This window comes from Bradyrhizobium jicamae, assembly GCF_018130695.1.
GTDB classification, from domain to species: domain Bacteria; phylum Pseudomonadota; class Alphaproteobacteria; order Rhizobiales; family Xanthobacteraceae; genus Bradyrhizobium; species Bradyrhizobium jicamae_B.
Window position 1 is genome coordinate 95,197 of record NZ_JAFCJX010000030.1, and the last position, 14,200, is coordinate 109,396.

Annotated in this window: 12 protein-coding genes; 6 read left to right on the top strand and 6 right to left on the bottom strand. The window is 65.6% G+C overall.

Annotated elements, in window-relative coordinates; all coding sequences use genetic code 11:
• Positions 1–5: 5 nt before the first annotated feature.
• On the bottom strand, positions 6–1,217 hold the full coding sequence (locus JQ604_RS33240) for a type II secretion system F family protein (RefSeq protein ID WP_212364943.1): 1,212 nt from the start codon (positions 1,215–1,217) through the stop codon (positions 6–8).
• 4 nt (positions 1,218–1,221) lie between these two features.
• A complete protein-coding gene (locus tag JQ604_RS33245) occupies positions 1,222–2,907 on the bottom strand; it encodes a GspE/PulE family protein (protein ID WP_212364944.1) in 1,686 nt (561 codons plus the stop codon).
• A 126-nt stretch (positions 2,908–3,033) separates the two neighbouring features.
• Here JQ604_RS33245 and gspD point away from each other — a divergent pair, with 126 nt between their 5' ends.
• On the top strand, positions 3,034–5,409 hold the full coding sequence (gspD, locus tag JQ604_RS33250; protein WP_212364955.1) for a type II secretion system secretin GspD: 2,376 nt from the start codon (positions 3,034–3,036) through the stop codon (positions 5,407–5,409).
• A gap of 86 nt (positions 5,410–5,495) precedes the next feature.
• A complete protein-coding gene (locus tag JQ604_RS33255) occupies positions 5,496–6,056 on the top strand; it encodes an A24 family peptidase (protein WP_349631173.1) in 561 nt (186 codons plus the stop codon).
• 7 nt (positions 6,057–6,063) lie between these two features.
• On the opposite strand, the gene JQ604_RS33260 is transcribed toward JQ604_RS33255, so the two are convergent.
• Positions 6,064–6,546 (bottom strand): tetratricopeptide repeat protein, encoded by a 483-nt coding sequence (locus JQ604_RS33260; RefSeq protein ID WP_433996308.1) that lies wholly within the window; start codon positions 6,544–6,546, stop codon positions 6,064–6,066.
• Between the two features lie 209 nt (positions 6,547–6,755).
• Here JQ604_RS33260 and JQ604_RS33265 point away from each other — a divergent pair, with 209 nt between their 5' ends.
• Positions 6,756–7,067 (top strand): hypothetical protein, encoded by a 312-nt coding sequence (locus tag JQ604_RS33265; RefSeq protein WP_212364946.1) that lies wholly within the window; start codon positions 6,756–6,758, stop codon positions 7,065–7,067.
• 395 nt (positions 7,068–7,462) lie between these two features.
• Here JQ604_RS33265 and JQ604_RS33270 read toward each other — a convergent pair whose 3' ends face one another.
• Together JQ604_RS33270 and JQ604_RS33275 are read right to left on the bottom strand one after the other, a co-directional pair.
• On the bottom strand, positions 7,463–8,626 hold the full coding sequence (locus tag JQ604_RS33270) for a winged helix-turn-helix domain-containing protein (protein WP_212364947.1): 1,164 nt from the start codon (positions 8,624–8,626) through the stop codon (positions 7,463–7,465).
• 45 nt (positions 8,627–8,671) lie between these two features.
• On the bottom strand, positions 8,672–8,902 hold the full coding sequence (locus JQ604_RS33275) for a hypothetical protein (protein WP_212364957.1): 231 nt from the start codon (positions 8,900–8,902) through the stop codon (positions 8,672–8,674).
• 382 nt (positions 8,903–9,284) lie between these two features.
• On the opposite strand from JQ604_RS33275, the gene JQ604_RS33280 reads away from it, so the two are divergent.
• Positions 9,285–9,914, top strand: a complete 630-nt coding sequence (locus JQ604_RS33280) for an OmpA family protein (protein ID WP_212364948.1) — start codon at positions 9,285–9,287, stop codon at positions 9,912–9,914.
• A 267-nt stretch (positions 9,915–10,181) separates the two neighbouring features.
• Here the strand turns inward: JQ604_RS33280 and JQ604_RS33285 are convergent, their stop codons facing one another.
• Complete coding sequence (locus JQ604_RS33285) at positions 10,182–11,510, bottom strand: phospholipid carrier-dependent glycosyltransferase (protein WP_212364949.1); 1,329 nt, start codon at positions 11,508–11,510, stop codon at positions 10,182–10,184.
• A 210-nt stretch (positions 11,511–11,720) separates the two neighbouring features.
• Here JQ604_RS33285 and JQ604_RS33290 point away from each other — a divergent pair, with 210 nt between their 5' ends.
• Positions 11,721–12,386 (top strand): FecR family protein, encoded by a 666-nt coding sequence (locus tag JQ604_RS33290; protein ID WP_249159029.1) that lies wholly within the window; start codon positions 11,721–11,723, stop codon positions 12,384–12,386.
• Positions 12,387–12,388: 2 nt separating this feature from the next.
• Positions 12,389–13,600 carry a hypothetical protein gene (locus tag JQ604_RS33295; protein WP_249159030.1) on the top strand — a complete coding sequence of 404 codons (1,212 nt, stop codon included), beginning with the start codon at positions 12,389–12,391 and terminating at the stop codon, positions 13,598–13,600.
• Positions 13,601–14,200 lie beyond the last annotated feature (600 nt).

Sequence of the window (14,200 nt, forward strand, 5' to 3'; positions counted from 1 at the left end):
GGACCTCAACCCACAATCTGGCTCACCGACATCAACGCTGTCATGACAGACACGATCAAACCGCCGACCACGATGCTGATCACGATGATCGCGGCGGGACCGGCAATGCCGACCACGCGGTCGAGCGTGCGCTGCAGCTTGGCCTCGTAGAACTCGGCGACCCGCCCCGACAGCATCGGCAACTGCCCGGTCTCGTCGCCGAGCCGGAGCATGCGCACCGCCATCGCCGGCAGCGCCTGGGTCTCGGCGAGCGCATCCGATAGTTTCGCGCCGTGGCGGACCCGGTCCGCGGCGTCGGTCCACACGGCCGACGCGCCAATTGAGGCCATCATGTCGACGAGGATGCGCAAGGTCGTGGTCAGATTGACGCCGCTGCCGAGCAGCAGGCCGAGGTTCCGGCAGAACAGCGCGGTGCGATAATATTTCATCACCTCGCGGACCATCGGCATCCGCGTCAGCCCGCCCATCAGGCCGCGCCGCACGCCTTCCTGCCGCAGCGACAGCCAGGCAATCGCGATTGTCCCGGCGAGGATCGCCAGCACCGCATCCGAATTGGCGCGCAGGAAGGTCGACAGATTGAGGAAGCCGAGGATGAACGGATCGACCTTGGCGCCGAAGTCCTGCAGGACGCTGGCGAACTGCGGCAGCACGAAGGTGAGGAAGAACAGCAGCACGCAACCGGCCGCGCCGAGCACGAACAAGGGATAGCGCACCGCCTCCATCAGCCGGCGCTTCAGCGCCTCGGTGCGGGTGCGCTCATCGGCGAGCACCTCCAGCACCTGATCGAGCGAGCCGGATGCTTCGCCGACCCGGATCAGTGCCACATACATCGGCGGGAACAAGCCCTGATGCCGCGCCAAGGCCTCTGCAAAGCTTTCGCCGGCGACGACGCGCGAGCGGATGTCGGCCACCACGGGCCGCAAGCGGCCGAAGTCGCGATCGGCGGCGAGCAGCTCGAGCCCGTCATTGATCCGCGCGCCGGCGCGGAGCAGCAGCGCGAGGTCGCGGGTGAAGATGGTGACGTCCTCGGGCTTCGGCTTGTTGAACAGGCTGAAGGCGCGCGCTGCGGAGCCGCCCTCCTCTAGCGTGACATTGTCGACCAGCACGAGGCCGAGCCGCTCGATGCGCACTGCGACGTCGCCCGGTGCGGGCGCAGCGATCGCGCCCGAGACCAGCTCGCCATTGGCATTCATCGCGCGATAGCGATAGTTCGGCATCACCTCACCGCACCGTCGTGACGCGGAACACCTCGGGCACGGTGGTCACGCCGGCCCGGCATTTGGCCACGGCATCCGCCAGCATCGTGGTCATGCCGCCGGCCATCGCCGCCTGGTCGATGCTGTGCGAATCGGTCTGCGGCCCGATCAGCTTGCGCACCTCGTCCGACATGTCGAGGATCTCGAACACGCCGTTGCGGCCGCGATAGCCGGTGCCGCCGCAGCGCTCGCAGCCGCCGGCCTCGTGCACGACCTCCCCCGCCTTGAAGCCGATCACCGCAAAGCGGGGATCATTGTCGATGTCATCCTTGCTCAGCGCGTGCGGCACCTTGCAGCGGTCGCAGAGCACGCGCACCAGCCGCTGCGCCACCACCGCGCGCAAGGTCGACTTCAACAGAAAGCCCTCGATGCCGAGATCGATCAGCCGCGGCACCGCGGCGGCGGCCGTGTCGGTATGCAGCGTGGTCAGCACGAGATGGCCCGTCAACGCCGCATGAACGGCGATATGCGCGGTCTCGGCGTCGCGGATTTCGCCGACCATGATCACATCGGGGTCCTGACGCACGAAGGAGCGCATCGCCGAGGCAAATGTCAGCCCGATCGACGGCTTGACCTGCGACTGGTTGATGCCGGGGATCTCGTATTCGACGGGATCCTCGATGGTCAGGATCTTGCGCGTCGGCTCGTTGAGGATCGACAGCATGGTCGCCAGCGTCGTGGTCTTGCCGCTGCCGGTCGGCCCTGTCACCACGATCATGCCGTGCGGCAAGGTCAAGAGATGCGACATGGTCTTCTCGTCGCGCGCGGCGAGCCCGAGCTTGCTCATCTCGAGCAGGCCGCGGTCGCGCGGCAACAGGCGGATCACGGCGCTCTCGCCGGCCTGCGTCGGCATGGTCGCGACGCGGACATCGAGTTCGGCGCGGCTGACGCGGACGCGCGCCGCGCCGTCCTGCGGCAGGCGACGTTCCGCGATGTTCAACCCTGCGAGAATCTTCACGCGCGAGATCAGCGCCTGCGGCGGAATCCCCGAGGGCGGCGGCAGCGCGCGCAACAATCCGTCGACGCGCATGCGCACCACGAGGCCGGTGCGGAACGGCTCGATATGAATGTCGCTGGCGCGCAGCTCGACCGCGCGCTCCAGGAGATCGTTGAGCGCGCGCACCACCGGCGCACCGCTGGCGAGATCGCGCAGGCTCTCGATGTCGTCGTCGGACTGCGCGCTCGCACCCTTCACTGTCTCATCGGCGGCGCCATCGGCTGCGATGCGCTGATCGAGCACCGTCGTGATGTCTTCGAACGAGGCGACCGCGACCTCAACGGGCTCGCCGAACACGATCTCGGCGGCGCGGATCGCGGCGGTATCGGAGGGATCGGCGACCGCGATGCGATAGCCGCCATTGGCCGCGCGCAGCGGGAAGATCGTGGACTCCCGCAGGAAGCGGCGCGAGAAGCCGTCGAGGCACGCTGTCGCAGCGAGCAGCTGCGGCAGGCCGAGCCGTACCGCGCCGAAATAATCCGAGACCTCGTCGGCGAACTCGGCGGCCGACAGGTCGGTCGCCTCCCACAGCTCGCGCAGCGGTCGCGTCAGGGTTGAATTGGCTGAAGTTTCGACGCGGGCCCGCGCGCGTGCCGGAAGCGAATATTTTTCCAGAAGGTGCTGCCGGAAGGTCTCTGCGGACAGGTCGCGCATCGAATTCCCACCGCTAACCTTGTTACCGGAATACAACAGCCTTCGCGTGCCGCAACAGGGCCTTTGCGCTTGACTCTTTTAGTAGCAAAAACATAATCGTGGCGCAAATTGATGAGCGTCCGAACCATGGGGGATCGGACATGCTTTTCCAATATCTCAGTAGCGTCTGGCAGGCGTATTTTGGTTAGAGTGGCCCACCCGCTTGCGCGCCTGCGTTCAGGATTGGCTGGAACGCTCGTTCTATTTTTGTCCGCGTTCGCGCTCACCGCGTGCATCGTCACGGCCGATCAGTCGATCGAAACCAACCCGAAAGACCAGCGCGCGCAGGATATTGCCGAGAAGGTCAACTCGATCGACCTGTTGCCGCGGCAACCCACCGATACCGGCGCTGGCGGCCTCAGGCAGCAAAGCCCGTCACGGCCCGCGATCTATCTCAGCGACGGCACCACGCCCGCCGGCGGGGCGCTGGCCGAACGCGACGGCGGCGGTGGCGGCTATGACCTGAATTTCGAGAACGCCCCGGTCGCGACCGTCGCCAAGGTCATTCTTGGTGACGTCTTGAACGTCGGCTACACGATTGATCCGCGCGTTCAAGGAACTGTCACATTGGCGTCCGTTCGCCCGGTGCCGAAGGCGGATGCGATCTACGTGCTGGAGAACGCGCTGAAGATGTCCGGTGTCGCGCTGGTGCGCGACCGTGGCGGCAGCTATCGCCTGATTCCCTCGGCCGAGGCCGGCGCCGGCAGCATCGATCGCAGCGACACCGCGGAGGCCGGCCAGGGCATCAGCGTGATCCCGCTGCGCTACGTCTCGGCGCAGAACATGTTCAAGCTGCTCGACGGCTTCGGCGTCAAGGCCCAGACCCTGCGGCCCGACAATGGCCGCAACACGCTGATCGTTACCGGCAGCGGCTCCGAGCGGGCCTCCGCAATCGACACCATCATGAGCTTCGATGCCGACTGGATGAAGGGCCAATCGGTCGGCATCTTCCCGGTGCGAAACTCGTCGCCGGAGCCGCTGATCTCGGAACTCGAGAAGATCATGGATTCCGGCGACGGCGGGCTGAGCCAGAACGTCGTCAAGTTCCAGGCGATCAACCGCCTCAACGCCATTCTCGTGGTCAGCCAGAAGCCGGAATATCTCAAGCGCGCCGGCACCTGGATCACGCGGCTCGACAAATCCGACGTCGAGGCCGCCAATATGAAATCCTATCCGCTGCGTTACGGCAACGCGAAGCAGGTCGTGGCGCTGCTGACGGAGATGCTGGTGGCGCCATCGGGCGGTGGCGCCTCGCTCGACAGCGCGTCGAGCCAGGTCTCGCCAGGCTCCGGCGTCGCGGTGTCGTCGTCCGGCACCAACGCAGTCGCCTCGCTGAGCGCGCTGCCGACCGCGGGCGCCGGCGCCGCCACGCCGGTCACCGGCACCGGCCCTGCGCTCAACACGCGTGCGGCCGCGCCGGCTCAGGCGCAGGACTCGCCATCCCCGACCGGCAGCGCGATGCGCTCTTCCGGCAATGGCAGCTTCCTGCCGAACGTGCGCCTCACCGCCGATGTCAACAACAATGCGGTGCTGGTCTATGCCAACGCCGACGCGCAGCGCATCGTCGAGCAGACCATCCGCCAGATCGACCGGCCGCAGCGCCAGATCGCGATCGAGGCGACGATCGCCGAGGTCACGCTGAACAACCAGCTGAACTACGGCGTGCAGTTCTTCCTTGCGAGCAAGAAGGGCTCGATCTCGAACGTCATCTCCGGCACCTCGCCGAGCAGCAACTCGATCGAGCCCCAGACCAACGCAGTCAACGCCGCCGCCGGCGCGCTGATGGGCCGCGTGCTGCCTGGCTTCAACATACTGGTGGGGGCGGAAAACTCGCCGCGCGTCATCATCGATGCGCTGCACGGCATCACCGACGTCAAGGTGCTGTCGAATCCGTCGCTGGTCGTGCTCGACAACCAGCCGGCGACCCTGCAGGTCGGCGACCAGGTGCCGTTCTCGACCGGCACCGCCACCGTGCTGACCTCCAACAACACGGTCGTCAACACCATCGACTACAAGAACACCGGCATCATCCTGCGCGTGCTGCCGCGCGCCAACGCCAGCGGCAATATCGTGCTCGACATCGAGCAGGAGATTTCCAGCGTCGCCAATGCCGGCGCCAACGGCCTGACGCCGACCATCACCCAGCGCCGCGTCAAGAGCTCGATCGCGGTGACATCGGGCCAGACCGTGCTGCTCGCCGGCCTGATCAGCGAGAGCGAGAACAAGGGCCGCCAGGGCATCCCGCTGCTGGATTCGATCCCGGGCGTCGGCGACGCCTTCGCTCATCAGACCACGGCGCGGGCCCGCACCGAGTTGATCCTGTTCATCCGCCCGACCCTGATCCGCGACCCCGTCGATGCCCATGTCATCGCCGAGGAGATGCGCACCAAGATGAACAGCCGCATCGTCGGCACCAGCAATCCCGTGGTCGTGACCACCCCGCCCGGCGTCCCGCCGCGCTAGCTCGCGTGATGAATTTACATGCCAGCCGCATCGGCGGTTCACCTCGCCCCGTCGGGGAGAGGTGAACCAATCCAGCCGGTTTGACCGTGATCCCCGCCCCCCAACTCCGCCAGGCCGGCCTCTCCTTCGCCCTCCTGGCCATGGTGGCAGTGAGCCTGATCGCGGCTCCCGGCCCGGACGGCCTGCTGGGCGCGTTGCTGGGCGCGCTGATGCTGGCGATCGCGGTGACCGATGCGGAGCGCTTCATCATCCCGAACGAACTGACGGCGGCCGCAGCCGGCCTGGCGCTGCTCCGCGCCGCGACCGTCGGTCCCGAGGCCGGCTGGCCTGCCATGCTCTGGTCGGCCGGCCGGGCGCTGGCGATCGCCCTGCCCTTCCTCGGCCTGATGGCAGCCTACCGGGCCTGGCGCGGCCGCGACGGGCTCGGGCTCGGCGACATCAAGCTCGCAGCCGTCGCAGGGGCCTGGCTCGGGCTGGTGACGGTGTTCGCCGTGGTCGAGGTTGCGACCCTCGCCGCGCTCGGCGCCTACCTCGCCAATGCCTGGCTGCGCCGCCGCCCCTTACGTGCGGCCGCCTTCCTGCCGTTCGGGCTGTTCCTGGCACCGGCGATCTGGCTCGGCTGGCTGGCCGAAGCGATCCTGGGCTGAAGCAGCGTCAGTGCTCGCGCGTGGGCGCCCACTCCAGCGCCTTCAGCCGCGCTTGCGCGATCTCGTCGCGGGACATTTTCCGCGTGACGGCGTCACGGATCCGCTGCCGCGCTTCGCGTGCCTTCGGTGGGGCGGCGGCGGTCGACAGATTGAGCCATTTGCTGGCCTCGACGATGTCGCGCGGTACGCCCTGCCCACGATCATAGAGCAGGCCGAGCGAATATTGCGCGAGGCTGTCGCCCTGCTCGGCCGCGCGGCGATACCACATCGCCGCCTCCGTGTAGTTCTGCGGCACGCCGCGACCGGTCTCGAACAGGAAGCCGAGATAGGCCTGCGCGGAGGCGTTGCCGCGCTCGGCCAGCGGAATGAAGATCTGCGAGGCGCGCTGGTAGTCCTGCCGGCTGAGCGCGGCGACACCTTGGGCGAGCGGTTGGGCGGATACGGGCGTGACGACCGCCATCGCCCAGATCAGCGCGGCGACCCCGACCACGACACGTCGCCGGGCTCGCTCCGGTTTGCCCCGAATCTCGTTACGTCCGCCGTCGCGGTCACCTGCAACCATCTGTCCTGCCCACTTTGCCGGGAACAACACTATTCCGCCGAAGCCGCGGAATCCATAGCGGGCATGCGGTCATTCAAGCAGGAACGCGTGCGCCGGTGCGTCGTTGACGGACATTCACGTCAAGTTGGAGAAGCAGCATGAAACCACGAATCATCTGGATGAGTTGTGCCGCGCTGATGCTCAGCGCCGGCATCGCACAGGCCGGTCCCTGCAACATGGCGAACAACAAGGACGCGGGCTCCGGCCCGACGCCCGGACACACCGGCCAAACCGTCGGCAGCGCAACGTCGCGGAGTTCCGAACACCCGCCGACCAGCACGATGAACCAATCCACCGGCAATACGGCTGCCTCATCGCAGGATGCGCAGAAGCAGATGCAGGGACAGCCGACGGCGGCCCAGCAAGCGCAAGGTGCGCAACCAGGCGCGCCCACCGGCAACGATTGCTGACGCATTCGTCGGCGCGACTTGCCGCGTGGGTTCCGTCATCCGGTGTTCTCCGCCCCAGAACGAAGTTCCTGGCATCGCCGCGTCTGCAGCGACGAAAGTAGAACACGCCATTGCAGGCGGACCGCGCGCAAGAAAAAGAGCCGCTGAGATCATCAGCGGCTCCTCGCTTTTATCGTCACGGAATGAAATGGCCCTTGGTAATAACGGAAGGAAGCTTACGCCAATGCACGCCATCATGTGGATTCCGTATGACCACGGTGTTCCCTGGCAGGAAATGAGGTGTCGCGGCCGCGGATCGCGCCGACATCACGCAAATCCGAAAGACTGATTCGCGTTAGCAGGATCCGCCATCTTCGTCGTGCACACGGCGGCGGATCACGCCTCGCTGATCAGCCCTATTCCGCCAGTTGAAACCGCTCGAATCGGTCGAGCTCGTCCTCGATGCGGCGCTTCAGCTCCTTGCGGGCTGCGGTCTTCTTGCCGTTGCCGACCCAGCTCCATTTCTGCATCAGAAGCTTCTTGTTCTGGCGGTCGGTCTTCAGGTCGACGGCAGCGACGATGTCGTCACCGACCAGCACCGGCAGCGCGAAATAGCCGAGCTTGCGCTTGGCTCTTGGGACATAGGCCTCGAACAGATGGCTGTAGCCGAAGAACAGCTCGGTGCGCTTGCGCTGGATCACAAGCGGATCGAACGGCGAGAGGATGTGGACGAGATTCGGATCGCCCTCGCCTTGTTCTTCCAGCACCTCCGGCCGCGCCCAGTGCTCCTGCTTGCCGGCGCCGTCGAGCGCAACGGGCACCAGCTCCTTGCGGCGCACGCGGGCGTCGATCAGGCGGCGGATCGGCTTCTTGCTGGGCGCGTCGAGATGGCAGATCGAATCGAGGCTGACGATGCCCTGCGAGCGCAGCGCGCGATCCAGCAGATAGGTCGTCGTCTCCGCTGACGTCGCGGGCTTCGGCGGCTTGTCCCAGCCGAAATGGCGCGTCATCAGCTCGTAGGTCTTGAGCATGCCGTTGCGCTCGCTGACGGTGAGCACGCCGGTGTAGAAACCGAGCTGCAGCGCGCGCTTGGAGGGCTTGCGGCTCTGCCAGAGATGCTCCTTCTCGGTCAGCACGTCGTCTTCGATATCGCGGATGGTCAGCGGCCCGGCCTTGATCAGCCGCATCACCTTGCGGGTGTCCGCCGGCGTGACCGAGGCGTACCATCTGTGGCCCTCGCGCTGATGCTCGCGCATCAGCGGACGAAAGAAACGAAAGTCCTTGGCGGGCACGTAGGACAGCGCGTGCGTCCAGTATTCGAACACGCTCTTGTCGGCGCTCTGCGCCTGCCGGAGGTCAGCGCGGCGGTAGTTCGGGATGCGCGTGAACAGGATATGGTGGTGACAGCGCTCGATCACGTTGATGGTGTCGATCTGGACATAGCCGAGATGGCCGACGGCATCGGCCACGGCTCGCGCGCCCTCGCCGAACGGCGCCACCGTATCCAGCCGCTGCGCGCGCAGCCAGATGTGGCGGGCCTGAGCAGTGCTGACGGGAACGGGTGCGGTCGCGCGGGGCATGGCGCGGCACTGTAGCGGGATTCGTAAGGATGTGGGGAGAGGCGATCAGCGCTTCGGCCGGTCGCCAAGGCTGCCGGTGGCAATCTCGGCCGTGCAGGATGCCTTGCCGCGATCCGGCGCCTGGCATTTGTAAACGCTGCCGGTGAGGCGGTCGACCAGCCAGGCGGTGTCGTCGTTCGGGCTTTCGAAGCCGACATAGCGATTGCCGAGCGCCGAGACGAATGTCGACAACAGGATCGCGGCCGCGATCATCGCAGCCCCGATCAGGATCGGCATCGCTGCCGTTCCCTCGTCGCGCCCGCGATCGTCCCTGCGATGTTCCCTGTAGCCACGCTGCCGCCTGATCGTCTCGAACACTGTCGCCTGTCTTCGCTTCTCACTCACGTCGATCAGGGTCTTGGCTAGGCCGCCATCGTGCCGATTATTTGTCGCGAGATCGGCAGCGCGGCGACCGGAATGCGACCGGCAATCCACTGCAACGAAGAACGCCTTCTGCGCGGCCCCATCCGGTTCAAAAACGGGGAACCCGGATTAGCCTGGTGCGCAACGGCCCTCCGTGATCCAGGTCACGTTCCCGGCTTTGAACCTGTCCTAGGGTCCCTGCATCCAAAGGTCAGCAAGCCAGATTGGCTGGCCCACAATTTCAAGGAATACGACCATGACCCGCATTTCGACCCTTTCCCTTCTGACGATCGGCGCCGCCCTGTCGATGACCGCGGGCGTGGCGCTGGCCGGCGACGTCGTTACCGCCGACAAGATCGTGAACGCGCTGAAGCCGACCTCGGCGACCCGCAGCCTGTCGACCACGCCCCCGGCCGACCCGTCCGTGTCAGCCAAGGAAACCAGCTTCCTCAACAGCGTGCGCAACCGCCAGACCCGTTCGCTCTCGATGGGCGAGCGCCAGGAGATCGCCGAGCTCGCCGCGAGCAAGCCGAAGATCGATCTGGAAATCCACTTCGACTACAACTCGGCCGACATCGCCAAGAGCTCGACCCAGGCGGTCGCGGAACTCGGCAAGGCGCTGTCCGACCCCAGCCTGAAGGGCTCCACCTTCGTGGTCGCCGGCCATACCGATGCGATCGGCGGCGAGGAATACAATCAGGGCCTCTCGGAGCGCCGCGCCGACACCATCAAGCGCGTGCTGGTTGAGAAATACGGCCTCACCGGCTCGAATCTCGTGACCGTCGGCTATGGCAAGACCAAGCCGAAGGATCCGAACGCGCCGATGGACCCGACCAACCGCCGCGTCCAGGTCGTCAACATGGACACCAAGACCGCCGCGCAGTAAGGCCGATGCAATCAAGCCGCCTGCCGACAACGGCAGGCGGCTTTCGTATGTCTGGAGCATGATGAAATTCGGCCGAGTTGAAGCGGCAGCGCGACTTTCACCTCTCCCTTGGGAGAGGTCGGCGCGCAGCGCCGGGTGAGGGGTTACGGTCTCTCGATAGAGCGGCGCCCTCACCCGGACCGCATCTTACGATGCGATCCGACCTCTCCCGTTCGGGAGAGGTGAAGACGCCGCAAGCCAGCCAGTTCGACCAAACCTCATCACGGTCTAGATCCAGTTCTGGAAGAGCATGAGGCGATTGAACGTCGCCATCGAGGTCTCGACGAAGGCTGCGGTGATCGGCAGCATGGCGACGAAGCCTATGCCGCCGACCGCGACGAACGCCCAGAGTCCCCAGCGCGGCACCCTGCTGCGGGTCAGCGCATAGACGAGGACAAAACTCGCCGTCGTCGCGGCCGGCAGATAGTAATAGATGAAGCCGAGCGTGCGCGGCAGCAGCGCCCAGGCAAGATACGGCCCGAGATAGAACGCCAGCACCAGGAACGCGGTCTCCTTGCGCGCCACGATCCAGTCGCGCAGCGCGATCACGAGCGCGATCAGCGCCGGCCACAGGATCAGGGGATTGCCGAGAAACACCACGGCGGCGATCCGGTCGTCGCCGAGCTTGTCGAAGAGATACCAGACCGGCCGCACCAGGAACGGCCAGGACGGCCACGAGCTCATATAGGTGTGGCCGGCGATCGCCGTCGTCGTGTTGTCGGCGAAGATGCGGCGCTGCGCCTCGATGATGGCCGACGGCGACAGGCCGTGCAGCGGGACGAAGGTCACGAGATACGCAACGGCCGGGATCAGCACGAAGCAGCCGAGGAAATGGCCGAGGTGAAAGTCCGGCCAGAGATCAGGCCGGTACCAGTCCTCGGCATCGCCATCGGCGAACCGCGTCTGCCAGCTCTGCATCAACCTGACCGCGGCGACGATCGCGATCGCGGTCGCGAGCACGAACAGCCCGCTCCATTTGCAGGCGATCGAGAAGCCGACGGCAAGCCCCATCAGCGCGAACCAGCGCTGCGGCTGCTTTTGCCGGAAGCCATGGACGAACGCCGCGATCGCAAACAGGCTGAACGTCAGCGCGAAGATGTCGAGCATCGCAATGCGCGATTGCACGAACAGCATCTGGTTGAAGAAGGCGATCAGCACCGCCGCGAGCGCGGACCCTTCCGCCGCGAACAAGGCTATCCCGCAGAGATAGACGCCGACCAGCGCCAGCGCGCCGAACAGCGTCGCGGGAATACGCCAGCCGAGCGGGCCGTCGCCAAACATCTTGATCGAGAGCGCGATGATCTCCTTGGCGAGCGGCGGATGCATCGGGTTGAGCAAGGGCTCCTGCATCACCGGTTGCAGCATCTGCCGTGCCGCCGGCACGTAATGCACCTCGTCGAAATAGAATTTGTCGGGAGTGGTGATACCGGGCAACAGCAGGAACTGCGCGACGACGAAGATGAGCGCCGCCGAAATCACGATGCGTCGGCGCGATGGATACGGAACAGAGGGTGATTCGGGCGCGATGCTGACGGGGCGCTTGCGTGACTTCGACATCAAGTGCTCACGTGTCCAATTTTTGTGTGAGGTCTATTTGAACGCATTTCGAATCCGTCGCCACTAACCATCGGGCCAGCTCAGCGCCGCTTGTGGCATTATTGTAACATCCTCAGCGCGCGCGATCCGGTACGATGATGGGATAAATCGATCGGTTTGGAAATGCATTCGCGCCACTGCTTTCTTTCCCTTTTCGCATTCGGCATCGTCATGGCGCTCGCGGCAAGTCCGGCGCGCGCGCAGACCCGCGTCGGCGAAGCTGCCGTGGTCAAGAACGAGGTGGTCCGCGTCGCGGCCACGACCACGCCGATCAATGTCGGCGATGCGCTGCTGCGCGACGAGGTCGTGCGCACCGGCACCGACAGCGCCGCGCGGCTGGTGATGGCCGACAGCACCAATCTCTCGCTCGGACCGAGCGCGACGCTCAAGCTCGACAAGACCGTGTTCGACGACGAGCATCATTATCGCGACGTCGCGATCCGCCTGACCAACGGCGCATTCCGCTTCGTCACCGGCCATTCGGAGAAGGCGGCCTACAAGATCACGACGCCGCTCGCGACCATCGGCGTGCGCGGCACCATCCTCGATATCCTGTCGCAGCGCGGTCAGACCATCGTCGTGCTGCAGGAGGGCGGATCCACCGTCTGCACCACCACGCTCCAGTGCATCGACCTGACGCAGCCCGGCGACACCGCGATCATTAATTCGACCGGTGGCCGCAGCACGATCAAGAAGACCAACAACTCGCCGTGGACTTTCGCCTCGACCTGCACCAAGGCGGCCGGCCTGTGCACGGTGACGCAATATGCCGACGCAACGCCGACGGTGACGCCGCCGGTGCAGGATGATCCCACCGGCATGCTGTGCGGGCAGTGACCATGGCACAGCGCACATGCAACCTGATCCTGTCTGCGATGCTGGTCGCGACGCTGTCGCTGGTGTTGCAGACGAAGGCGTCGGACGCGCAGACGACCAACGGCGCGACCACCATTGTGAACCCCACCGAATGCGACGGACCGTGCCCTTCCCCCTCGCCAAGTTCGTCGCCTTCGCCGACCTCGTCGCCCTCTCCTTCGCCGAGCCCTAGTGCAAGCCCAACGCCGACACCGACCCCGTCTCCTTCTCCGAGCCCGAGCCCAACGCCGACACCGAGCCCGTCGCCGACGACCGGCGCCACCCCTCCGCCGGTCACGGGCGCAGGCTCGAGCGGCAATTCGATCAACGGCCTCGCCGACCAGCGCTTCAACCAGATGATCACCAACCGGGTGCTGGGATCGGTGCTGCTCGGCGTCAACGAACAGGTCAATTGCAACGACTGTGTCAGTGCGTTCGGCTCGGCCGGCTCGTTCTCGGCCGGCATCCACGGCCGCAAGACTCTGACGCCGAATCTGTCGCTGCTCGCCGGCATCGCCTACACCCAGTACAGCGAGGGCGGCTACAACGTCACCAGCGCGCCGATCGGCGCCTTCGCGCTGCGCTACGACTTCGTCGATTGGGGGCCGTCGCGGCCGTTCTTCGATATCGGCACGATCCTGTCGCCGTTCGAGAAGGTGCGCTACACGCGCAGCTATTCGACAAGCCTCGGGCCGGTGTCGGTGACCGGCGACACCACGAGCTCGAATTACGGCGTCTACGGCCGCGCCGGCTGGATCAGCCGCATCTCACCGCGCGACGAAGTCGCGGCTTCGATCGAGGTCTGGCAGCTCTGGCAGCGCGTGAAAGGCTATAGCGATCCCGCGAGCGTCGCCTTCAACCCGTTCAACGCCACGATCGCAGACGGCACCGACCGCACCAATCTGGTGAAAATCGGCGGCCAGTGGACGCATCTGTTCGGCAGCAGCATCGAGGCCAACGTCAATGGCGGCTGGGTGCAGTCCTTTGCCAACCATTCCGGCATCGTCGCCACCGTGACCGGCAACGGCACCATCGTTCCGACGATCGGCAACCAGGGCTGGTTCGAGTATGGCGGCCGCATCGGCTACCGCATCACCAAGGGCTGGGTCGCCGATCTCTTCCTCAACGGCACCGTGGGTCCGCAGCCGGTGGGCAATACGATCCACGGCGGGTTGGGGCTGAGGATCAATTACTAAAGCGCGATGAGATTGGGTTGAATCGTCATCGCGCTTTAGGTCTTTGTTTGAGCATGATCTCCGCGCAAACGCCTTCGGCGTTTGTCGCGAGGGAAAACCGCTTCACACTTTCCCGGATCATGCTCTAGCTCGAAGATCGTAGATCTTTCGCCACGACCCGGGTCGGCGGATTACGCCGGAGCCTGTCATCGGCCTGCGCTTTGCGCGGACCCGTTGGGCTCGCCCACCCTACAGCGCTCCCGCTGACATTAGACCGCTGATTTGCCCGACGGCGCAAGGTCGCGCGGCAAAAATAATATGCTTTACACGAACTTCCGATTATGCTAACAATATCGCGTCTCACCCGACACGAGGGGCGCTCGCGAACGCCACGAACGTGGGTGACGATGCGGTGGCCGCTGAGCGTGCGACAGGCGTGTGTGCGCAAGGCGGACGGTGAAGTCGTGTGGGCCTGCCGCCCCGATGCAGGTGGCAAGCACGCGAACAGGCTAACGCCTGTCGCTGACGATGGTGGCACAAAAGCAGAGTCTCACCAGGGCGAGCACGTATAAGCCGTAAAGCCATCGCGCAGGGAAGGCCGGATGCCTCCGCCGAACCTGT

Coding starts and splice junctions, on each gene's coding strand:
- JQ604_RS33290 (WP_249159029.1), top strand. CDS start 11,721: ATGGCGCTCGCGGCAAGTCCGGCGCGCGCGCAGACCCGCGTCGGCGAA.
- JQ604_RS33240 (WP_212364943.1), bottom strand. CDS start 1,217: ATGCCGAACTATCGCTATCGCGCGATGAATGCCAATGGCGAGCTGGTC.
- JQ604_RS33295 (WP_249159030.1), top strand. CDS start 12,389: ATGGCACAGCGCACATGCAACCTGATCCTGTCTGCGATGCTGGTCGCG.
- gspD (WP_212364955.1), top strand. CDS start 3,034: ATGGGGGATCGGACATGCTTTTCCAATATCTCAGTAGCGTCTGGCAGG.
- JQ604_RS33275 (WP_212364957.1), bottom strand. CDS start 8,902: ATGCCGATCCTGATCGGGGCTGCGATGATCGCGGCCGCGATCCTGTTG.
- JQ604_RS33270 (WP_212364947.1), bottom strand. CDS start 8,626: ATGCCCCGCGCGACCGCACCCGTTCCCGTCAGCACTGCTCAGGCCCGC.
- JQ604_RS33245 (WP_212364944.1), bottom strand. CDS start 2,907: ATGCGCGACCTGTCCGCAGAGACCTTCCGGCAGCACCTTCTGGAAAAA.
- JQ604_RS33265 (WP_212364946.1), top strand. CDS start 6,756: ATGAAACCACGAATCATCTGGATGAGTTGTGCCGCGCTGATGCTCAGC.
- JQ604_RS33280 (WP_212364948.1), top strand. CDS start 9,285: ATGACCCGCATTTCGACCCTTTCCCTTCTGACGATCGGCGCCGCCCTG.
- JQ604_RS33285 (WP_212364949.1), bottom strand. CDS start 11,510: ATGTCGAAGTCACGCAAGCGCCCCGTCAGCATCGCGCCCGAATCACCC.